We start from the raw sequence: 20,589 nt of genomic DNA on the forward strand, positions 1-20,589 counted from the left end.
GCGACGCGGCCCCCGGCCGGACCGACAGAGTATTTCCTTCGGGCACCGACGACTAGGCGGATGGCGACCCAAGGCGTCGCCCGGTCCCGGCTCGACCGCCTCGAGGAGCGTCTCGGCCGCCTCGACGAGTTCCTCGACCGCCACTGGCTTTCGCTGCTGGTCGCCACGGTCGTCGTCGTGTTCGCCGGGGCGACGGCCGGGCGGTTCCTCCTGACTCCCTTCGCGGTGAACCGCGACTCGGCGCTGTTCCAGCACGCCGGCTGGTACGTCCTGCAGGGAGCGACGCCGTACGTCGACTTCTTCGACGTCAAGCCGCCGCTGATCTACGCCGTGACGGCGGTGCTGGCCGCGCTCTCGGGCGGGAACATGGCCGTCCTGCACCTGCTGAGCGTGGCCGTCGGCACCGCTGCCGTCGGCGCGGGCGTCGTGCTGGTGGGCGTCCTCACCCACCGGCTGACCGGCGACGGCACCGCCGCCTACGCCGCCGGCGTGTCGCTGTTCGTCTTTCCGACGGTGTACGCGTTCCCGAGCCTCGGCATCCGCCCGAAGTACCTCGCGTTCTGCTTCGGGATGGGAGCGCTGGTGCTGGCTGTCGACGACAGGCCTGGAGCGAGCGGCGCCGCCGCCGCGGCGAGCGCCGGCTTCTGGCAACTGGGGGTCCTCGTGGCCGGTCTCGTCGTCGCCGTCGGCTACCGGCGCGGCGGCCGGCGCGGGGCGGCCCTGGCGGTCGCCGGCGGGGTCGCGGTCGCGGCCGCCGTCGTCGCGCCCTTCGTCGCCGCCGGCTTGGTCGTCCCGCTGGTCGTCGAGACGGTCGTCGCGCCGGTCTACGCCGTCGAGCGGTACACGCTCGCGGGTCGGCTCCTCGAGGCCATCGTCGAGGTGGGAGTGGCCGGCGTCGCCCTCCTCGTCGTCGGCGCCTACGGCTGGATTCGGGGACTCGACCGGGCGGGACGGTACTGGTGGGTCGCGGTCGGCGGCGCCGCCTACGCGCTGCAGGCGCTCCTCGAGATGCAGGGCGCCATCGAACTGGTGTTCCTGTTCGCGTTCGTCGGGGTCGGCGCCGGGGCGGTCGTCGCGGGGCGGCGGAGCTCCGACCGGCGGCTCCGGGTGCTGGCGGTCGTCATCCTGCTGGCGGCGGCGAACGGCTACTGGGCGGCCGGCCCGGTCACGCCCATCAAAGACGAGGTCGAGGCCGCACAGGAGTCGGTCGGCGTCTCGGACTACGAACGGCTCCCCGAGCGGCCCGCCGACGCGCCGTCGATGTCGACCGTCTACTGGGAGAAGCGACGGCCCGAGCGGTGTCACTACCGGTTCGGGAAGAAACAGCGGTACTTCGCGGCGGAGACCGGCGGCAGCCTCGAGAAATCGCGGTGCGGACAGTGGCCCTTCGCGTCGCCGCCCCGCGAGTGGTTGCTGGAGCGTGCGCTGCCGGGGTGAGCCGTGCGGCGGCCGGAGAAGCGGGGCGCCTACATCACCCGCGTCTTCGAGTCGACATCGAACCGGTAGAGTTCGGGTTCGCCGGCGAGGTGGGCGGCGATGTCCGCCTGGAAGGACTCGAAGTGGTCGCTGGACATGTGTGCGTCGACGGCGTCGGCGTCCTCGTACTCCTCGACGACCCGGACCGTGTTGGGCGACTCGACGTCGGTCGTCACGCAGTAGTCGACGACGCCGTCCTCGGCGCGGGACTGCTCGGCCAACTCCTCCAGCAGGTCCAGGGCGGCTTCCCGGCTGTCGGAGGCGATGGGCATCTCCGCGTGCATCACTATCATACACGTCACCGAGGACGAGCAGCGACAAAAGCGTTCGTGCCGCGGGGTCGCCTGGATTTATACCTCGCCGCCCGAAGTATCGGTAGCATCCCGACATGACCCCGGACATCCGCGAACTCGACGCCGAGACCCGCGACCGGATCGCGGCCGGCGAGGTGGTCGAGCGACCCGCCTCGGTCGTCAAGGAACTCGTCGAGAACGCCCTCGACGCCGACGCGACCCGAATCACCGTCGAAGTCGAGGCGGGCGGCACCGAGCGAATCGCCGTCGGCGACGACGGCGTAGGGATGTCCGAGACCGACGCCCGGAAGGCGATAGAGGAGCACACGACGAGCAAACTCCGGGCCATCGACGAGTTGGACGCCATCGGCACGCTGGGCTTTCGCGGCGAGGCGCTGCACGCCATCGGATCGGTCTCGCGGATGGCGATACGGACGAAGCCCCGTGGCGGTAGCCGGGGGACCGAACTCGTCGTCGAGGGTGGCGACCGCCTCGAGTGCGGGCCGGTCGGCTGTCCCGAGGGGACGACCGTCGAGGTGACGGACCTGTTCGGCAACGTCCCGGCCCGCCGGAAATACCTCAAGACGGCCGCGACGGAGTTCGACCACGTCCAGTCGGTCGTGGCGGGCTACGCGCTGGCCAACCCGGACGTGGCCATCACCCTGACCCACGACGGCCGGGAACGCTTCTCGACGGCCGGCGACGGCGACCGGCGGAACGCGGCACTCGCGGTGTACGGCCGCGAGGTGGCCGCCTCGATGATACCCGTCGGCGCGGCCCGCGAGGACGCCGACGCCGTCGACGGACCGCTGGACGGCGTCGAGGGGCTGGTCAGCCACCCCGAGACCAACCGCGCAGGCCGGGAGTACGTGACGACGCTGGTCGACGGCCGGTACGTGACCGCGAGCGTCGTCCGCGAAGCGGTCGTCGACGCCTACGGCGCACAGCTCGCGCCCGACCGGTACCCCTTCGCCGTCGTCGACATCGACGTGCCACCAGGCGGCGTCGACGTGAACGTCCACCCCCGGAAACTGGAGGTGCTGTTCGCCGACGACGAGGGGGCCCGCGAGCAGGTCCGCGAGGCGGTGCGGTCGGCGCTGCTGGCGGAGGGTCTCGTCCGCTCGCGGGCGCCGCGCGGACGGTCGGCGCCGGAGCAGACCGAAATCCCCGACGACGCGAGTTCGGGGTCGGCGGAGCGTCCACCGGAAACGGGGGCGGGTCGGGACGCGGGGGACGCTTCGGGTGGAACCGCCGACGCGACGAGTCGGGACACCGGGAACGGCGGCGAGACGGGGACGGACGCGGGTGCGCTCGACGACGCCGGCGAGACGGGGCCGACCGGCCGGGCAACTCCCTCGTCCGCACCGCCGAGTGAACCGGCCGACTCCCCCGGCGACGGGGCGACGAGCGAGGAAGCGGACGGCACCGACGGGCGGACGGACGCCCCCGGCAAGCCGGCGTTCCGGGAGGCGCCGACCCAGCGGACCCTCGGCGGGGAGGCCACGACGGGCACGCCGGAGGACCTCGAACGGCTGCCGTCGATGGAGGTGCTCGGGCAGTACGACGACACCTACCTCGTCGCGGAGACGGCCGACGGACTGCTCCTGGTCGACCAGCACGCCGCCGACGAGCGGGTCAACTACGAGCGGCTCCGGGAGCGGTTCGCGGGCGACGTGACGACCCAGGCGCTGGCCGACCCGGTCGAACTGGAACTGACGGCCCGCGAAGCCGCCCTCTTCGAACGCTACCGGGACGCGCTCGCCCGTCTGGGGTTCCACGCGAACCGGGTCGACGACCGAACGGTCGAGGTCACGACCGTTCCCGCGCTCGTCGCCGAGGCTGGCGACCCGTCGGTCGTCCGCGACGTGCTATCCGACCTGGTCGGTGGCGAAGGGACGGCGGAGGGAACCGTCGAGAGCATCGCCGATGACCTGCTCGCCGACATGGCTTGCTACCCGTCGATTACGGGGAACACGTCGCTGACCGACGGGTCGGTCGTCGACCTGCTTTCGGCGCTCGACGAGTGTGAAAACCCGTGGGCGTGTCCGCACGGAAGGCCGGTACTGATCCAGATCGACTCGGACGAGATCGAGGACCGCTTCGAGCGGGACTACCCCGGTCACTAATCGGGGCACTTACGAAACAAATCCCGGCATTTCGCCACAGGAGTGGATATTTAGGTAAAACGCGATTCATATATAATATTTTTATAGTAGTGGTCCGTGACACGGCATATGAACCGCGAGACGGATAGTACGAATCCGCCGGGGGCATCTATTTCTCTTTCGATACCCCCTTCGGATCCGGATTTATTCAAACACAAGGCGACGAGCGATGTCCTTCTCTTTTTGACCAACCACCGGTTCAGTGACTTTTCACTGCGCGAACTCGCAACGCAGATCGGTCATTCCCACCAGTCCGTCCGACGGGCAGTGAACGTTCTCAGTGCGAACGATCTGGTCGTTGAATCTCCGGAAAGCAACCGACGGCTCGTCGAGATCAACAGACAGCGGCTGTCTATCCCGAACGATCCGATCCTCCGAATCCCCCAATCGGGGTATCACCGACCGGTCAAAACTGCGGTCACGAGGCTTCGTGAGAGCGTCGACGACCTCGTCGGCATCGTCCTGTACGGAAGTGTCGCTCGGGGCGACGCTGACCGACGGAGCGATATCGATCTCTGGGTGTTGACTCGCTCCGGGCGGGCCGAAAGCCAACGAGAAGCGAATGCGATCGCCCGTGACCTCGAAGACACGGAGTTCGATGGTGATCGGTACGCGTACGATATCGACGTCGAGACAGTCCAGTCGATTCCGGCCTACACCGAGGATATCCGGGAGATCGTCGTTTCGGGGATCCCGGTCTACAAGACGAGTGACTTCGAAACCGTCGAAAACCTCCTCTTGGAGCACGGAGCGACCGATGAGTAACGGTTCGGACCCGTCCGCTGTGCTCGCAGCACTCGACCGCGCACAGGATGCCTTCGAGATGGTCGGACACGGTCGGACAGCGTTCGAGGACGGGATTAGTGCCGACGAAGACTGGAAGACACAGCTGACGAAAGCGTGTCGCCTCCTCAAGGTCGTCCAGTCACAGGATGGGTACTACACGGCCGTCATCGAGGTCTGTTTCGGCGCGATCGAACGGTCGATCGAGGCGTACGCGCTCTCGATGACGAACGATACGCTCCAGGACTTTCAGGATCACCAGTTTGCCTACGAGCGTGCCCACCAGATCGGGCTGTTCGAGCGAGAGACTGCCGAGGCGATGAACGACCTCTACAGCGAGAACCGGACCGAAAGTTATTACGGCGGCTGGCGTCCAACCCAAGAACAGGCGGAAGCAATGACCGACCTCGCCAGTGCGGTCCATCGGTTCGCAGTGAGTCAGATTCGGGACGGTGGCGTCTGTCTGTGTGACTGACTGCGCTCGACAGGTCAGGAGTACGATCGACCGGGATACACCCACCGAACGGACGCCATCGGCCTCACTCTCCGAGTCGTTCGAGCGCTACTTACAGGACAAGGAGAAAGGACGCGGCTGCGAAGGCGGAAACTACCGCCGAAACGCCGCTTGCGACTCGACCGATTTGCGGAGTGGACCGCCGGCGGGTGCGTCTCGACCGTCGAATCGGCCCGCGAATTGAAACCGATGGAGCGCGAGGTGCCCGCTATGCAACTGACGACGCTCGGCGGGGCGGCCCTCCGGCTGGCGCCGCGGGGAACCGAACGGCTCGAGACGGCCGACGCCCTGTCGGTGGACGTCGAGGGCGCGGAGTGCAACGCGGCGGTGGCCGCGAGCCGACTGGGCGCCGACGCGGCCTGGCTCTCCCGGCTCCCCGACGACCCGCTGGGGCGACGCGTCGCGGGTGAACTCCGGGGCCACGAGGTCGAGGTGCTGGCGCCGTTCGGCGGGGGTCGACAGGGCCTGACGTTCTTCGAGCGCGGAGCGACGCCCCGCGAGGACGGCCGCGTCGACGACCGGGCGGGGGCGGCCGTCGAGGGGCTGGACTTCGACTCGCTGCCGACCGAGCGGGTCGAGGTGGCGGACGTCGCCTACGTCGCGGCGGGGACGCCGACGACCTCGACGGGGCTGGCGGAGGCGACCGCGAAGTTCCTGAAGACGGCGCGGGACGGTGGCGCGACGACCGCGCTCGGCCTGCTCGACGCGGCGGCCGTGGCGGACGATTCGGACACCGACACCCTCGAGGGGCTGTTGCCGGCGGTGGACGTGCTGGTGGCGACAGCACCGGCCGTCGAGGCCGCCTTCGGTCGGAGCGGCGAGCCGACGCGAGTGACCCACGCGCTGGCCTCCAATCGCGGCTTCGAGACGGTGGCACTGCTGCGGGACGGCGACGCGGCGGCCTGGCACGACTCGACCGTCCACGAGTTCGCGCTCCCGGCCGTCGAGACGGTGGACGTGACCGGTGCCGTCGACGCCTTCGCCGGGGCGTTCCTGGTCGGCCTCGTCGACGGCGAGGTGAAGACGGCGCTGCGCGGGGCGGTCGCCGCCGACGCCCTGGTGAAGACGACGCCGGGGGCACTGCCGGTGTTCACCCGGTCGGAACTGGAGGCGGTCGGCGAGACCGTCGAGCGGCCCTAGCGGGCGGCGAGCCACCCGTCGACGGCGTCCTCGACGACTGCCTCCCGGACGGTTTGGGGGGCGGCGTCGTCGCCGAGGGTGACCCACCGGATGCGGGCGCCCTGGACCGCCGCGAGCAGGTGGGCGGCAGCACGCGTCGCGTCGACGTTCCTGAACGTGCCGTCGTCGACCCCTCGCTCGACGACCGCGGCGACGGCGGCGTGGACCCGGGCGTCGTTCTCCGCCAGCTGCTCGCGGAAGGCCTCGTTGTGGGGTGCCTGTGCCCGCAGTTCCAGGAGGGCGGTGTGGAACGCGCGGTGTTCCTCGATGCCCCGCTCGTCGCCGAAGAGGAACATATCGACGAGCTCGACGAGCTGGTCGCGGGGGTCGTCGGTGTCGGCGTCGGCGACCCGCTCCTCGAACCGTTCGAGCAAGTGGGCGAGCAGCTCGACGAGCAGGTCCTCCTTGGTGTCGAAGTGGTAGTGTAGAAGCGACTTGCTGCAGTCGCACTCGTCGGCGATGTCCTGCATCGTGAGCGACGCGTAGCCCTGTTCGCAGAGCGCCCTGTAGGTCGCGTCCATGATGCGCTCGCGGGTCTCGGCCGCCATTGTTGACTGACTAGTCAGTTAGGCTTTTTAATGCTTGCGGGTTTCGCGGTCGAAGGACCGCCTCGACCGGGAGCGCCGGCGTGATATTGTGTCCCACGCTTAGCCACGAAATTTATATCCCGCTGTCGACGACCGGGGAACATGAGGTTTCGAGCAGCAGCGTTGGCGATGCTACTGGTCGCGTCGGCCGTCGGAGCGGCGGCGGCACCGGCCGCGACCCAGCAGGCCGAAGGTGAAGCGTACAGCGGGGCGCTCGTCGAGTTCGAGACGACGAGCGCCGCCGTCTCGGACTACGCCGTCGACGGGTCGGTCGTCGTCGAGAACGTGACGGCCCAGTCCGCAAGCGAGTCCGGACTCGGGCTGGACGCCGGCCTCGAGAGCGTCACGAGCGTGAACGGCTCCGTGGCGGGCGTCGACCTCGGCGCCGACGCGGCGGCGACGGTGACGACCGAGAGCGGCGCGGAGATGGAGGCCCACGACAACCAGCGTGGCGTCCTCCAGATCCACGCCGGCGGCGAGAGCCAGGTCGTCCAGGCCGACGTCAGCGGCGAGGCCGAAGCCGAGAGCGACGAGCGCGTCGTCGTCTCGAACGGCGACGGCAGCCAGGGCGCCTTCATCGTCGTCGGCGACGGTGAGACCACCGTCAACGAGGAGGGCGACGTCGTCGCCCGACTCGAGGGCGACAGCCAGCTCGTCTACCGCCAGTACGAGGGCGAGCGCACCGATTCCGACCGCAAGCAGGAGCGGATGATCCGGAACGGGACCGCGACCGCCGAGGTGTACGTCCACGGCGCCGCCGAGAGCGGCAGCGACGCGGAGGACAACGCCACGAGCGTCGTCGAGTACGGGCAGGACACCACCGTCGAGGTGCAGGAACACAGCGAGAGCGAGATCAACGTGACCGCCGAGCGCTCCCAGAGCCAGGGGAAAGTCGTCATCACGACCGTCTCCGAGGAGGCGTTCGGCAGCGCCGAGAGCACCGAGGTGTTCGTCGACGGCGAGGCTGCCGCCGAGGTCGACTCCTACGGCGAGGTTCGGTCGGCCGCCCAGGGCGGCGAGGAATCGGCCTACATGGTCCGTCAGGACTCCAGCGCGTCGGCGGCCACGGACGTCGTGGTCGGGGTCAACCACTTCTCCGAGCGGTCGATCAGCATGCAGAGCGACGGCGAGACCGGCGGCGACGGCGGTCTCTCCGGCGCAGATGGCCCCGGGTTCGGCGCCCTCGTGGCGCTAGCGGCCCTCGGCGCGGCGTTCGTTGCAGCCCGGTACCGAGCGTAAACGACAATCCTTAAGTTATCAACAAGTCAATTCAATGACGCGTATGAACATCAGAGCGACTGCCCTCGCAGCCCTGCTGGTCACGTCCGTGATCGGCGCCGCCGCGGCGCCGGCGGCGACCCAGCAGGCGGAGGGCGAAGCGTACAGCGGGACGTTCGTACAGTTCGAGACGGCGAGTAGCGCGGTCACGGATTACGCGGTCGACGGATCGGTCGTCGTCGAGAACGTGACCGTCCAGTCCGCGAGCGAGACCGACGGCGGCATCGGTCTCGACGCCGGCATCTCCTCGAGCATCGTCGGCTCGGCGGTCGAACTCGAGACCCAGGCCGACGCGGCGGCGACGGTGGCCTTCGGCAGCGGCGCCGAGATGGAGACCCACGACAACCAGCGTGGCGTCGTCCAGCTCACGGCCAGCGACGGCGACCAGATCGTCCAAGCCAACGTCAGCGGCGAGGCCGAAGCCGAGAGCGACGAACGCGTCGTCGTCTCGAACGGCGACGGCACGCAGGGGACCTTCATCGTCGTCGGCGACGGCAACGTCACGACGGGCGACGACGGCCAGGTGACTGCCCGGGTCGAGGAGGACAGCCAGCTCGTCTACCGCCAGTACGACGAGGAACGGAGCGAGTCCGACCGCAAGCAGGAGCGGATGATCCGGAACGGGACCGCGACGGCCGAGGTGTACGTCTACGGTGCCGCCGAGAGCGGCGCGAACGCCTCCGACGACGCGGAGGACAACGCCACGAGCGTCGTCGAGTACGGGCAGGACACCACCGTCGAGGTGCAGGAGCGCAGCGAGAGCAGCGTCAACATGACCGTCGAGCGCGCCGAGAGCCAGGGGAAGGTCGTCATCACGACCGTCTCCGAGTCCACAGTCGAGAACGCCGAGGACATCGAGGTCTACGTCGACGGCGAGGCCGCCGCGCAGGCGGACTCCTACAGCGAGGTTCGCTCGGCGACGAACGACGGCGAGCAGTCCCGGTACCTCGTCCGGCAGGACTCCAGCGCTCAGGCCGCCGCGGACGTGGTCGTCGGCATCAACCACTTCTCCGAGCGGTCGGTCAGCATGCAGAGCGCCGAGGGCAACGAGTCGACCGACGACTCGATGGACGACGGCAACGAGTCCGACAGCGAGGACGACTCGGCGGAGGGCGACCAGGCCGACGACGGCACCAGCGGTGACGGTGCCGGCTTCGGCGTCGTCGCCGTCGTCGCCGCGCTGGCGGCCGCGCTCGTCGCGGTTCGCCGCCGTCCGTAACCCCCAGCCGTCCGGTTCGGACGAAACGTGACGTTTTAACACCCGCTTTACTCGCCCCAGTCGTGCGAAGGCGGGTCGATCCGCCGATACTGCTTGTCGTCCCGACCGTCGAGGCGGCCGTCGCTGACTGCCCGCTGTTAGATCACCCGTACTTAAGTGATGTCGAACGGAGGATCCGGTATGTCCCGTCTACTGCGGCTTCTCGTCGTAGCGATGATCGTGGGGTGGTCGTTCGGGTCCGTGGGGATCGCCGCGGCGCAGTCGGAGACGACGCTCACCGTCTCGGTCGTCGACAGCGACGGCGATCCCGTCGCGGACGCGGACGTTACCGCCACCTGGGACGGCGGTAGCACCACGGAGACGACCGCCGCCAACGGCCGGGCGTTCGTCGACGTCCGGGAGGGTGCCGACGTCGAACTCAACGTGACCCACCCCGACTACGTCCGCAATCACCCCCTCGTGGTCTCGGACGCCGCCGAGGAGGACGTGACCGTCGACGTGGCCCGGAAGGGTCGCTCGACCGTCGTCGTGCGGAACGCCGACGGCCAGCCGCTGGACGGGGTGGCCGTCGAGTTCCAGAAGGGACAGTTCCGCATCGACGCCCGGGGCGAGACCGACGAGGACGGCCGGTTCCGAACCGACACGATAGAGCAGGGCGTCTACGAGGTCACCGCCGTCAAGCCGGGATACTTCGAGCGGGAGATAGAGACGACCGTCGAAAGCGACAGCCGACGGGAGATCGAACTGGAGCGCGGGACGGTCCAACTGGAGGTCACCGTCGTCGACGACCACTTCGAGGACCCCCGGACCATCGAGGAGGCGAGTGTGAGCATCGACGACGAGGAAGGCGAGGTCGCCGTCGTGCGGACCTCCGGCGGGACGGCCTCGCTCAGCGTCGACGTGAACAACCGCTACACGGTCGCCGTCCGGAAGGACGGCTATCTGGAGCGCGACACGACGGTCACTGTCCGCGAGCGGGATCGCTCGGTCGAGATCGCCACCCAGCGCGTCCCGCGGCTGACGCTCGAACCGCGGAACGACCGTGTCGTGGTCGGCGAGAGCACGACGGTCGAGGTGGTCAACGCCTACGGCGAACCCGTCGCGGGCGCGGCGGTCCTCAGGAACAACGAGACGGTCGGCGAGACCGACCGCGAGGGCGAACTCGTCATCACGATACCGGCGGCCGGCGACCAGACGCTCCGCGCGACGCAGGGCGACCTCGAATCCGAACGCGTCGTCGTCGAGGGCGTCGAACCCGCCGAGACCGACCCGTCCGGGACATCGGGGACGGCGTCGACCGCGACGGGGACGGAATCAGAGGGTCCCGGCTTCGGCGTCGTCGTCACCCTTGTCGGTCTCGTCGGGGCGGCACTCCTGGCCCGTCGCCGCTGACGACACCGGGGCGTTTTACGTCGCCCCAGCGCAACGCCCCCGTATGGCCGACGGGGAGACCGACGGCGATGCCGGCGTCCGGTCGATCCTCCGGCGGTTCCTGGCGCTGGAACGGGACGTGCTCGTTCTCTCGGTTGCGATGTTCGCGTTCAGCCTCGGCTTCCAGATGACGAGCCGCTACGTCCCGCGGTACATGTCGGCGCTGGGCGCCGGCGCGGTCGCCATCGGGCTGTTCGGCACGTTCGGGAACCTCGTGAGCGCGGTCTACCCCTATCCCGGCGGTGCCGTCTCCGACCGGATCGGCTCGCGGCGCGCGCTGACGCTTTTCGGTCTCGCCTCGACGGTCGGGTTCATCGTGTGGCTGTTCGCCGAGCGGTTCGGGACGCTCACCGTTCCGGCGGTCGGGACGACCCTCGAGGTGGCGGGCCGAGAGGTGGTCGTCGGCTGGCTCGACCCCGCCGTCCTCCCGGTCGGTATCTTCCTCGGACTGCTGTTCGCACAGGCCTGGAAGTCCTTCGGCCTCGGGGCGACGTTCGCCATCGTCAAGCAGGCGGTCGAACCCGACCGGCTGGCGACGGGGTTCGCAAGCACCGAGACCTTCCGCCGGACCGCGTTCCTCGTGGGGCCACTCCTGGCAGCGGCCGTGCTCGCGGCCTTCAGCTTCGAGACGGGGTTCCGGGCCGTGCTGGCGATTGCCGCCGGCTTCGGTCTGCTGGCGACGGTCGCACAGCACCTCCTCTACGACGCTGGCGAGGACGCGGTCGGCAGGTCCTTCGAGGGACTCGGGACCGTCCTCGCCGACCTCCGGTCGATGCCGGAACCGATGCGGCCGCTGCTCGTCGCCGACACCGTCGTCCGGTTCGCAAACGGGATGGTGTACGTCTTCTTCGTCATCGTCGTCACGGAGTTCCTCGCGGTCGGCGTGACGCTGCCCGTCGTCGGCCGGCTCTCGCCGGAGTCGTACTTCGGCGTCCTGCTCGCGGTCGAGATGCTGGTGGCGCTGGCGGTGATGGTGCCCGTCTCGCGGCTGTCGCGCCGCGTGGGGCTGAAACCGGTCGTCGCCGTCGGCTTCGCCGTCTACGCGGTCTTTCCCGTGCTGCTCGTCAACGCGCCGGCGGACCCGTTCGTCGTGGCGCTGCTCTTTGCGGTCTCCGGGTTGCGGTTCGCGGGCCTGCCGGCGCACAAGGCGCTCATCGTCGGGCCCGCCGAGACCGGCGCCGGCGGGCGGGTGACCGGCACCTACTACCTCGTCAGGAACGTCGTCGTCATCCCGTCGGCGGCCGTCGGCGGCGCGGTCTACGCCGTCTCGCCGCGTGCGGCCTTCACCGTGGCGTCGGCCATCGGGCTGGTCGGGGTGGCGCTGTTCCTCCGCTTCGGCGAGGAGTTCGAGGCGGCCGTCGCGGGCTAGGCCGCCCGGAACTCGCCGTGCTTGACGCCGAGACCGAACGCCAGCAGGCCGAACACCAGCATCGAGGGTGCGACCATCATCAGGATAGTCCGGGTGGCCATCGGTATCGGGCTGGCGATGAGTCCGCCGACGCCCACCGCGACGACGGCCAGCAGGGCACCGAGCGCGACGGGGAGGGTGAACTTCATGCCCGACGCTTGGAGTCTGGACGACATAATATCCCCGTCTCCGGCAGTCCCGCCCGGACGGGCTACGGGAATCGAATCGTCTCCGTCGCGGGGTCGACCTCGACGCGGCCGCCGAGCGGCAGCGGCGCTATCGGCGTCGTGTGGCCCCAGTCGAGACCGAGCACGACCGGCGCCTCGGGAGCGTAGCGGCCGACCGTCTCGACGACCGTCCCGTAGATGCGCTCGCGGTAGGCTTCCCGCTCTTCCCGCGGCGGTTCGGTGAGGTGGCTCCGGGTCGCCGGCCGCCCGAGCAGGACTGCGTCGAACCGCTCGAGGAGTCCACGCTCGCCGAGGCAGGTCAGCGTCGCGGCGACCTCCTCGGGTTCGGGAATCCACTCGGAGGTCTCGAGACACAGCACCGCCCCCTCCAGCGCCTCGACGGGCGGGAGGTACCGGTCGGTCGCCAGGTGCCACTCGACGATGGCGCGGTTACCACCCCACAGTCGGCCAGAGACGGCCCTCTCGCCGCCAGCCCACCGCGGTCCGGGGTTCGGCTCGTAGGTCGGCGGGGTTCCCATCTTCGAGGGGTCGGTCCACCACGCCGCGGGCTCGTCGGTCCACTCGTCGCTGGCCTCGAGTTCGCCCAGCGAGTCCTCGAAGAACGCCCGCCGGCAGTAGCGTTCCGTGTACTCCGGCAGTTCGCCCGGGATAGCGAGTTCGTTCATCAACTGGGCGCCGTTGTAGGAGACGACGCCGGCCCGCCACAGGAACAGGCCGAGGTTGGTGTTGTCGCTCATCCCGAAGAATCGCGTGGGGTTCGCCCGGAGCACGTCGGCGTCGAGATGCTTCAGGATCCGGAGCTGGTCGGAGCCGCCGATGGTGGCGACGACGCCGACGACGTCGGGATCGCGGAACGCGGCGTGGATGTCGGCGGCCCGCGCCCGCGGGCTGTCGTCCAGGAACGCGTTGCTCTGGCGGGCGGTCGGGTAGACGACCGGCTCGAGGTCGAAGACGTCGCGGAGCCGCTGGAGGCCCAACTCGAAGACGTGCGAGGCGTCGTGGGCACCGCCGCTGGAGGGCGCGACGACGGCGACGCGGTCACCGGGCGACAGCGGCGGCGGCGTGACGAACTCGTCCATGGCGGGCCGTCGGCCGAGGCCGGCAAAAACCTTCCTCGCGGGTGACAGAGAGTGACGTGGCCCGATCAGCTAATCGAGAAGCCGCCGTCGACGACGAGGCCGTGGCCGGTGACGAAGGAAGCTTCCTCCGACAGCAGGAAGGCGATGGCGTCGGCGACCTCCTCGGGTTCGCCGAGGCGCTTCAGCGGGTACTGCTGGGCGGCCTGCTCCTTCGCGGCCTCGGGGTCGTCCTTCGACTCGAAGTACTGGTCGCCCAGCGGCGTCTCGATGAAGCCGGGGCAGACCGCATTGGCGCGGACGCCGTCGCGGCCGGCCTCGGCGGCGACGGCGCGGGTGAAGTTCAACACGGCGCCCTTCGTCAGCGAGTACACCGACTGGCGGGCCATCCCGAGGAAGGAGGCCAGCGACCCGACGTTGACGATGGCGCCCGACTCCTGGGCCTTCAGGTGCGGCAGCGTGGCCCGACAGCCGTTCCAGACGCCCCGGAGGTTCACGTCGAGGACGTACTCGAAGGTGGTGTCGGTGACGTCCTCGACGGTCGCCGGCGGGTGGCCGATGCCGGCGTTGTTGACCACGCAGTCGAGACCGTACTCCTCGACGGTCGTCTCGACGACGGCCTCGAACTCGTCGGCGTCGGTCACGTCGAGGTGGTGGAAGACGGCGTCGCCGCCGGCCTCCTCGACGGCCGCGACGGTCGCCTCGCCGCCCTCGTCGTCGATGTCGGTTGCGACGACGAACCCACCGGCCTCGGCGACGTTCAGGGCGGTCGCTCGTCCGATGCCCGACCCCGCGCCCGTGATGAACACCGTATCGTTCTCGAATCGCATAGCCGTACGATGGTAGGGCCGAGTATAAAACCTCGCTAACGGCGGAGCGGGGCGTGGACGCGCGACCCCGAACGCCGCCGACGGACCGCCCCCGAAGGACGGGCTTTTGACGCTCGCCGCTCTCGGTACGGTATGGACGCGTACATAGAGGGCGTCCGGGTCGCCGAGACGCCGGGCGGACTCGCGGCGGTCGTGACCCTCGGCGTCGACGGGACCGGTGACGTGCTGCCCATCTTCATCGGCGTCGAGGAGGCCACGAGCATCGCCCGCGGCCTCGACGCCGAGGACATCGGCCGACCGCTGACCCACGACCTCTTTCTGGACGTGATGGAGGAACTCGGCGGTCGCGTCGAGCGGGTCGTCGTCACGGACCTGGAGGACGACACCTACCTCGCGGACCTCCACGTAAACACGCCGCGGGCCGACGCCGTGGTCGACGCCCGCCCGAGCGACTCGCTGGCGCTCGCGGCACGGACCAACGCCGACATCGAGGTCACCGAGACGGTGTTCGAGGCCGGCAGCGAACCGCTCGAGGAGTACGACGAACTCGACGACGTCCGGGAGCTGATGCCATGAGCGACGGCGAGGATGTCGACGAAATCGTCTCCGAACTGTTCGCGGTCATCGAGTCCCGGAAGGCCGAACTCCCCGAGGACTCCTACACGGCCTCGCTTTTCACCCACGAGAAGGGCGAGAACGCCGTCCTCGAGAAACTGGGCGAGGAGACGACCGAACTCGTCCTCGCTGCCAAGGACGACGACGACGACGAACTGACCCACGAGGCCGCCGACATCGTCTACCACCTGCTCGTGCTGCTGTCGATGAAGGACCTGGACCTGGCCGACCTGCGGGCGGAGCTCCGCGAGCGGCGCTGACCCTACGCGGCGTTCGGGTGGGTGTCGATGTGGTGGACCGCCGACGGCGACAGCAGCCGGCCGCTCGGCAACTCGACCCAGCCGTTGGCCCGTACCGTCGCCGCCCCCTCGTGGAGGACCGTCTCGCCGTCGGGGTCGGCGTAGACGACCACTCGGTCGTGGTCGTCCTCGAAGAACTCGCGGAAGACGTCTGCCATCGCCCCTGCGGTTGCGAGCATACGTCCGGATTTTCCTCGAGCGGAAAAAAGCGTACCGGGTGGCTACTGGCGCTCGAAGCGGTACGTGACGATTTCGCTCGTGTCGTCCCACTCGAAGTCGCCGGGGTGGACCTGCTCCATCCGGGCCCTGTAGGCCTCCAGCGACGGCGACCCCTCGCGTTTCGCGTCGGCGTCGGTGAGGTCGCCGAGCGTGCGCTCCTCGACGGCCGTCACCTCGAAGACGGTGCCGTCGAGTTCGAAGGTGTCGCCGGCCTCGGCGTAGCGGTTCGAGCCGCCGCGGCTGAGCTGTGTCACGTCGCCCGCGAGGGCGGCCTCCTGGACGCGGTCGTTCGGGAGCAGGGCGTCGGGGTCGATGCGTGCCATACCGCACCTGGGGGCCGCGGACACTTAACCGGCGAGGAGCCCACCAATAGCGCCGCCGATGGCGCTGTCGACGGCGAAGACGAGTGCGACGACCGCGGCGACGGCGAAGACGCCGAGGCCGCCGACGATGCCCGCCGGGCCGCCGACCGCGGTTCCGACGAGCGTGACGAACGCGGCCAGCGCGACGGCGGCGACGAGACCCCCGAAGGCGCCCGCCAGCAGGCCGTGCCAGGCACCGCTTGCGAGACCGCCCCCGGCGAGGGCGCCGGCGGTCAGGCCCGCGATCAGTCCCGCGCCGACGTGGCCGATCACCGGCAGGGCGAACGCGAAGAGGCTGGCGACGACGCCGACGACGAACCCGATGAGAACCGCACTCCAGTCGGTCATGGGTGTAGTTGGTCGCCGGCGGGCAAACCGCTGTCGGCCGCGGGGCGGCCACGCAGTGAGGAGTCCTCGGCAGCCACGCTTCGCCCCCTCGTCGGCGAATCGGGCGGATACGCGGCGCTTATACGGTCGGATACACAAACCGGGGTATGCACTTCGAAGACCTTCCGACGACGCCCCGGTCGGAGGAGCTGGTCGACAAGGCGTTCTCGCGGGCGGCGCGGGCGGGGCGGGCCAAGCAGGGCAAGGAGGCCCAGGAATCGATGCTGCAGACGGCCGCGAACATCCTCTCCGACAACCTCCAGAACGTCGTGACGACGTGGCCGGACTTCGACGACGTCGACGCCTTCTACTACGAGTTCGCCGACGCGACGCTTTCCGACACCGACGTGGGGGGCGTCGATGCCCTCCGGCAGGACCTCTCTTCGGTGATGAGCGCCGGTCGGCAGGCCGAAAACATCAAGGAGGAGTACCAGGGCCGCATCCGGACGGCAGACACCGAGACGGCCCGGAAGCTCCGCAAGCAGGCCTTCGCCCGCCTGGCGGACGTGACCGAGGGGGTCGCCGACGAACTGCTGACCATCGGCGAGGCCCGCGACGCCTTGCACACCCTACCCGACATCCGCGCCGACGAGCCGGCCATCGTCGTCGCCGGCTACCCCAACGTCGGCAAGTCCTCCTTCGTCAACCGCCTGACGAACGCCGACAACGAGACGGCCGCCTACCCTTACACCACGACGCGGCTGAACGTCGGCCACCTCGAACGGGAGCACGTCCGCTACCAGCTGGTCGACACGCCCGGCCTGCTCGACCGGCCGGCCGAGGAGCGCAACGCCATCGAATCGCAGGCCGTTTCGGCACTGACACACCTGGCCGACGCGGTGCTCGTCCTGCTCGACGCCAGCGAGGAGTGCGGCTACCCGCTGGAGCGACAACTGGACCTGCTTTCGGAACTGGAGGCGGCCTTCGACGTCCCGGTGCTGTCGGTCTGCAACAAATCGGATCGGTCGCGGGACGTCGAGGCGGACCACTACATGAGCGTCGAGACCGGCGAGAACGTCGACGGGGTGCTGGAGGCGGCCGTCGAGGCCATCGGGTACGAGCCCGAGTTGCCGTTCGAGGAGTAGCGTGGTTCGGAGCGAGCGAGAACCACGGAGATACGAACGGCGACCGGCGGGAGCCGTGAGTAGGGAGACGCCAAGCGTAGCGAGGCGTCTCCGAAACTCCGAGCGGGGAGCGGTAGCGACCCGCGAGCAGGGCGGTCGAGCGTAGCGAGGCGTCTCCGAAATTCCGAGCGGGGAGCGGTAGCGACCCGCGAGGAGTAGCGTCGCTGCTGTATCCTCGTGCGACGCCGGTCGACGGTACCGTCGACGCCACCGTCCGTACCCGTCCATTGAAGATTGTAACCTTCGTTCCGGTTAGTCTCGACGTTCGTAAGCCGCGAATATTGCCGAACCGGCCGAGGGAGACCGCAAGACGTGGCGAACACGCCGGATTTATATCTGTGGGCAGTCGATAGTCTGACGTTATGGGACAGACGCTCACCGAAAAGATTCTCGATGACCACCTCGTCGAGGGCGACCTCGAGACGGGAGAGGAGATCGGGATCGAGATCGACCAGGTGCTCACACAGGACACGACGGGCACGTTCGTGTGGCTGCAGTTCGAGGCGCTCGGCCTGGACGAGGTCCAGACCGAACTCGCGGCGCAGTACTGCGACCACCAGACCTACCAGTTCGACTTCAAGAACACGGACGACCACCGCTTCCTCCGGTCGGCCGCGGGCAAGTACGGCGCCTACTTCAGCCGCCCCGGTAACGGCATCTGCCACAACGTCCACAAGGAGAACTTCGCCGCGCCCGGCAAGACGCTGCTCGGCAGCGACTCACACACACCGACGCCCGGCGGCCTCGGCCAGCTGGCCATCGGCGCCGGCGGCATCGACATCTCCGTGGCGATGGGCGGCGGCGCCTACTACATCGAGATGCCCGAGGTCGTCGAGGTCCGCCTCGAGGGCGAACTCGGCGAGTGGGCGACCGCGAAGGACGTCATCCTGCACCTCCTGCAGGAGCTTTCGGTCAAGGGCGGCGTCGGCAAGGTGCTGGAGTACACTGGCCCCGGCGTCGAGACGCTGAGCGTCCCCGAGCGGACGACCATCACGAACATGGGCACGGAGCTCGGCGCGACCTCCTCCATCTTCCCGACCGACGAGAAGACGAAGGACTGGCTCTCGCGGCTCGACCGCGAGGAGGAGCACGTCGACCTCCAGCCCGACGAGGACGCCGAGTACGCCGACCAGATCACGGTCGACCTCTCGGAAATCGAGCCGCTCATCGCGACGCCGTCGATGCCGGACAACGTCGTGCCCGTCCGCGAGGTCGCCGGCACCGACGTCGACCAGGTCATCATCGGCTCCTGTACGAACGGCGCTTACGAGGACATCCTCCCCGGCGCGAAGATGCTGGAGGGCCGCACCACCGACCGGAAGACCGAGATGATCGTCGCACCCGGCTCCAAGCAGGCCTCCGAGATGCTGGCCCGCGAGGGCTGGACCGCGGAGATGATGGCCGCCGGCGTCAACTTCTCCGAGGCGACCTGCGGCGCCTGTATCGGCATCGGTCACGTTCCGGCCTCCGATTCGGTCTCGCTGCGGACGTTCAACCGCAACTTCGAGGGCCGGTCGGGCATCGAGGACGACAACGTCTACCTCTGTTCGCCGGAGGTCGCCACCGCGGCGGCCATCGCTGGCGAGATCGTCGACCCGCGCGACCTGGCCGACGAGCTCGGGGACCTCGAGGACCCCGGCTTCGAGATGGGCGACAAGTACGGCCCCGGCATGGGCAAGGACGACCCGGACCTCATCGCCCCCGACGAGGCCGTTGACGACGAACTCATCAAGGGTCCGAACATCGGTGACGTGCCGCTGAAGGACCCACTCGACGCCGAACTCGAAGGTCCGGCCCTGCTGAAGATGGAGGACAACATCACGACCGACCACATCATCCCGGCGACCCAGGACATCCTGATGTACCGGTCGAACATCCCGAAGCTCTCGGAGTTCACGCTGTCGCGGGTCGACGAGACCTTCGCCCAGCGGGCGCTCGACAGCGACGGCGGCTTCCTCGTCGCCGGCGAGAACTACGGGCAGGGCTCCTCCCGCGAGCACGCGGCGCTGTGCCCGATGTACCTCGGCGTCGAGGGCGTGCTGGCCCAGAGCTTCGCCCGCATCCACAAGGCGAACCTGTTCAACTTCGGTCTCATCCCGCTGCAGATCGACGAGGCCGACTACGAGAACATCGAGCAGGGCGACGACATCGAAATCGTCGACGACGTCGCCGAGGCCGTCTCCTCCGGCCAGGAGGAGTTCACCGTCCGCATCAACGACGAGTGGGAACTCACCGCGACGCTGGACGCCTCCGAGCGCGAGCGCCGCATCCTCGCCGACGGCGGCAAGCTACCGCACGTCAAGAAGCAGCACGAGGAAGGCTCCGGCGCCGCGCCCGCCGACGACTGAACCGTCACCTTCTCCGTATTTTTCGCGGCGAACAGCGACGGCTGTGCCGGGCGTCGAGCGAGCGACGCGAGCCGACGGCTCCGGGGAGCGTTCGGTTCTGGTCGCAAAAGCGCCCGGTACGACCGCCCCAGGGGGGTGAGGGATGGTGTGGGGCGGTCGCTACCTGGCGTGTGAAAGCGGGGTGGGGGGTGGGGATGCACCCAAATGGGTGCGTCCGATTCTTTACGCTGTAGGTACATGAATCTTCTGGCCTGACGGCCGAACGCCCGGCGCGGGACCGACCTGCCGGTAGGCATTTATCGGTCTCGGCGCTACACCCCGGCGTGACCACAGCCACGGCGCGGACCGAGACGGCGGTCCGCGAGGCCGTCCGCGCGGACCTGCTGGAGGTGTTCCGCATCGAGAAGCGGTCGTTCCCGCAGCCGTGGCCCTACGCTGCCTTCGAGCGGTTCCTCGGTGAACCGGCCTTCCTGGTCGCGGACGACGGCGGCGTGGTCGGCTACGTCGTCGCCGACACGATGCCGAACCACGGCACCTCGATGGGCCACGTCAAGGACCTCGCGGTCGACCCCGACCGCCGCGGGGAGGGCATCGGTCGACTGTTGCTCGGCGAGGCGCTGGGCCGGCTCTTCGTCGAGGGGGCCGGACGGGTAAAACTCGAGGTGAGGGCGGACAACGAGGCCGCACAGTCACTCTATCGTGATTTCGGCTTCGAGACCCACCACGTCATTCCCGCCTACTACGACGACGGCGAGGACGCCCACATCATGGTCCGGGGCCGGTAGGGACGCAGGCGTTTTGCGGCTGG

The 20,589-nt window shown here is 69.2% G+C and carries 22 protein-coding genes and 1 pseudogene; 15 read left to right on the forward strand and 8 right to left on the reverse strand.

The annotated features are described in order from the left end of the window. Positions 1-60: 60 nt before the first annotated feature. A complete protein-coding gene (locus NLF94_RS18120) occupies positions 61-1,437 on the forward strand; it encodes a DolP-mannose mannosyltransferase (RefSeq protein ID WP_254839044.1) in 1,377 nt (458 codons plus the stop codon). Positions 1,438-1,466: 29 nt separating this feature from the next. Here the strand turns inward: NLF94_RS18120 and NLF94_RS18125 are convergent, their stop codons facing one another. Further along, positions 1,467-1,769, reverse strand: coding sequence for a putative quinol monooxygenase (locus NLF94_RS18125; RefSeq protein ID WP_254839045.1), 303 nt, complete (start codon positions 1,767-1,769; stop codon positions 1,467-1,469). 95 nt (positions 1,770-1,864) lie between these two features. On the opposite strand from NLF94_RS18125, the gene mutL reads away from it, so the two are divergent. From mutL to NLF94_RS18150, 5 genes and pseudogenes are all read left to right on the forward strand, one after another. Then, positions 1,865-3,895 carry a DNA mismatch repair endonuclease MutL gene (gene mutL, locus NLF94_RS18130; RefSeq protein ID WP_254839046.1) on the forward strand — a complete coding sequence of 677 codons (2,031 nt, stop codon included), beginning with the start codon at positions 1,865-1,867 and terminating at the stop codon, positions 3,893-3,895. A gap of 108 nt (positions 3,896-4,003) precedes the next feature. Next, a complete protein-coding gene (locus NLF94_RS18135) occupies positions 4,004-4,699 on the forward strand; it encodes a nucleotidyltransferase domain-containing protein (RefSeq protein ID WP_254839047.1) in 696 nt (231 codons plus the stop codon). Further along, positions 4,692-5,192, forward strand: coding sequence for a DUF8154 family protein (locus NLF94_RS18140; RefSeq protein ID WP_254839048.1), 501 nt, complete (start codon positions 4,692-4,694; stop codon positions 5,190-5,192). The genes NLF94_RS18135 and NLF94_RS18140 overlap by 8 nt, the downstream gene beginning before the upstream one ends. A 25-nt stretch (positions 5,193-5,217) precedes the next feature. After that, positions 5,218-5,378 (forward strand): annotated as a pseudogene (locus tag NLF94_RS18145) (site-specific integrase); the annotation flags it as partial. Between the two features lie 63 nt (positions 5,379-5,441). Continuing rightward, positions 5,442-6,371, forward strand: a complete 930-nt coding sequence (locus NLF94_RS18150; protein ID WP_254841448.1) for a PfkB family carbohydrate kinase — start codon at positions 5,442-5,444, stop codon at positions 6,369-6,371. Here NLF94_RS18150 and NLF94_RS18155 read toward each other — a convergent pair. After that, positions 6,368-6,958 (reverse strand): TetR/AcrR family transcriptional regulator, encoded by a 591-nt coding sequence (locus NLF94_RS18155; RefSeq protein ID WP_254839049.1) that lies wholly within the window; start codon positions 6,956-6,958, stop codon positions 6,368-6,370. The genes NLF94_RS18150 and NLF94_RS18155 overlap by 4 nt on opposite strands. Positions 6,959-7,099: 141 nt before the next feature. Here NLF94_RS18155 and NLF94_RS18160 point away from each other — a divergent pair, with 141 nt between their 5' ends. From NLF94_RS18160 to NLF94_RS18175, 4 genes are all read left to right on the forward strand, one after another. Next, positions 7,100-8,236: a PGF-CTERM sorting domain-containing protein gene (locus NLF94_RS18160; RefSeq protein WP_254839050.1), complete on the forward strand. Its 1,137-nt coding sequence runs from the start codon at positions 7,100-7,102 to the stop codon at positions 8,234-8,236. Positions 8,237-8,279: 43 nt separating this feature from the next. After that, a complete protein-coding gene (locus NLF94_RS18165) occupies positions 8,280-9,494 on the forward strand; it encodes a hypothetical protein (RefSeq protein WP_254839051.1) in 1,215 nt (404 codons plus the stop codon). 180 nt (positions 9,495-9,674) lie between these two features. Further along, a complete protein-coding gene (locus NLF94_RS18170; RefSeq protein ID WP_254839052.1) occupies positions 9,675-10,886 on the forward strand; it encodes a carboxypeptidase regulatory-like domain-containing protein in 1,212 nt (403 codons plus the stop codon). Positions 10,887-10,929: 43 nt separating this feature from the next. Further along, complete coding sequence (locus NLF94_RS18175; RefSeq protein WP_254839053.1) at positions 10,930-12,294, forward strand: MFS transporter; 1,365 nt, start codon at positions 10,930-10,932, stop codon at positions 12,292-12,294. On the opposite strand, the gene NLF94_RS18180 is transcribed toward NLF94_RS18175, so the two are convergent. The 3 genes from NLF94_RS18180 to NLF94_RS18190 all read right to left on the reverse strand — a co-directional run bounded on the left by NLF94_RS18180 (position 12,291) and on the right by NLF94_RS18190 (position 14,427). Next, positions 12,291-12,482, reverse strand: a complete 192-nt coding sequence (locus NLF94_RS18180; RefSeq protein WP_254839054.1) for a DUF7333 family protein — start codon at positions 12,480-12,482, stop codon at positions 12,291-12,293. The genes NLF94_RS18175 and NLF94_RS18180 overlap by 4 nt on opposite strands. A 62-nt stretch (positions 12,483-12,544) precedes the next feature. After that, positions 12,545-13,600 carry a S66 family peptidase gene (locus tag NLF94_RS18185; RefSeq protein ID WP_254839055.1) on the reverse strand — a complete coding sequence of 352 codons (1,056 nt, stop codon included), beginning with the start codon at positions 13,598-13,600 and terminating at the stop codon, positions 12,545-12,547. 65 nt (positions 13,601-13,665) lie between these two features. Continuing rightward, entirely contained in the window at positions 13,666-14,427 is a 762-nt protein-coding gene (locus NLF94_RS18190; RefSeq protein ID WP_254839056.1) for an SDR family NAD(P)-dependent oxidoreductase, read from the reverse strand. 132 nt (positions 14,428-14,559) lie between these two features. Here NLF94_RS18190 and NLF94_RS18195 point away from each other — a divergent pair, with 132 nt between their 5' ends. Together NLF94_RS18195 and hisE are read left to right on the forward strand one after the other, a co-directional pair. Continuing rightward, positions 14,560-15,003, forward strand: coding sequence for a bifunctional nuclease family protein (locus NLF94_RS18195; RefSeq protein ID WP_254839057.1), 444 nt, complete (start codon positions 14,560-14,562; stop codon positions 15,001-15,003). Then, positions 15,000-15,302 carry a phosphoribosyl-ATP diphosphatase gene (gene hisE, locus NLF94_RS18200; RefSeq protein WP_254839058.1) on the forward strand — a complete coding sequence of 101 codons (303 nt, stop codon included), beginning with the start codon at positions 15,000-15,002 and terminating at the stop codon, positions 15,300-15,302. The genes NLF94_RS18195 and hisE overlap by 4 nt, the downstream gene beginning before the upstream one ends. Before the next feature lie 2 nt (positions 15,303-15,304). On the opposite strand, the gene NLF94_RS18205 is transcribed toward hisE, so the two are convergent. The 3 genes from NLF94_RS18205 to NLF94_RS18215 all read right to left on the reverse strand — a co-directional run bounded on the left by NLF94_RS18205 (position 15,305) and on the right by NLF94_RS18215 (position 16,270). After that, positions 15,305-15,499 carry a hypothetical protein gene (locus NLF94_RS18205; RefSeq protein ID WP_254841449.1) on the reverse strand — a complete coding sequence of 65 codons (195 nt, stop codon included), beginning with the start codon at positions 15,497-15,499 and terminating at the stop codon, positions 15,305-15,307. Between the two features lie 63 nt (positions 15,500-15,562). Next, complete coding sequence (locus NLF94_RS18210; RefSeq protein ID WP_254839059.1) at positions 15,563-15,883, reverse strand: ASCH domain-containing protein; 321 nt, start codon at positions 15,881-15,883, stop codon at positions 15,563-15,565. 24 nt (positions 15,884-15,907) lie between these two features. Next, entirely contained in the window at positions 15,908-16,270 is a 363-nt protein-coding gene (locus NLF94_RS18215) for a DUF5518 domain-containing protein (protein ID WP_254839060.1), read from the reverse strand. A gap of 146 nt (positions 16,271-16,416) precedes the next feature. Here NLF94_RS18215 and NLF94_RS18220 point away from each other — a divergent pair, with 146 nt between their 5' ends. From NLF94_RS18220 to rimI, 3 genes are all read left to right on the forward strand, one after another. Beyond that, the gene (locus tag NLF94_RS18220; RefSeq protein WP_254839061.1) at positions 16,417-17,394 is read left to right on the forward strand and encodes an NOG1 family protein; all 978 of its coding nucleotides are present in this window, start codon (positions 16,417-16,419) and stop codon (positions 17,392-17,394) included. A 401-nt stretch (positions 17,395-17,795) separates the two neighbouring features. Beyond that, positions 17,796-19,781, forward strand: coding sequence for an aconitate hydratase (locus NLF94_RS18225; protein ID WP_254839062.1), 1,986 nt, complete (start codon positions 17,796-17,798; stop codon positions 19,779-19,781). A gap of 323 nt (positions 19,782-20,104) precedes the next feature. Beyond that, a complete protein-coding gene (gene rimI / locus NLF94_RS18230) occupies positions 20,105-20,566 on the forward strand; it encodes a ribosomal protein S18-alanine N-acetyltransferase (protein ID WP_254839063.1) in 462 nt (153 codons plus the stop codon). Positions 20,567-20,589: the final 23 nt, after the last annotated feature.

It is taken from the genome of Natronomonas marina (assembly GCF_024298905.1).
GTDB classification, from domain to species: domain Archaea; phylum Halobacteriota; class Halobacteria; order Halobacteriales; family Haloarculaceae; genus Natronomonas; species Natronomonas marina.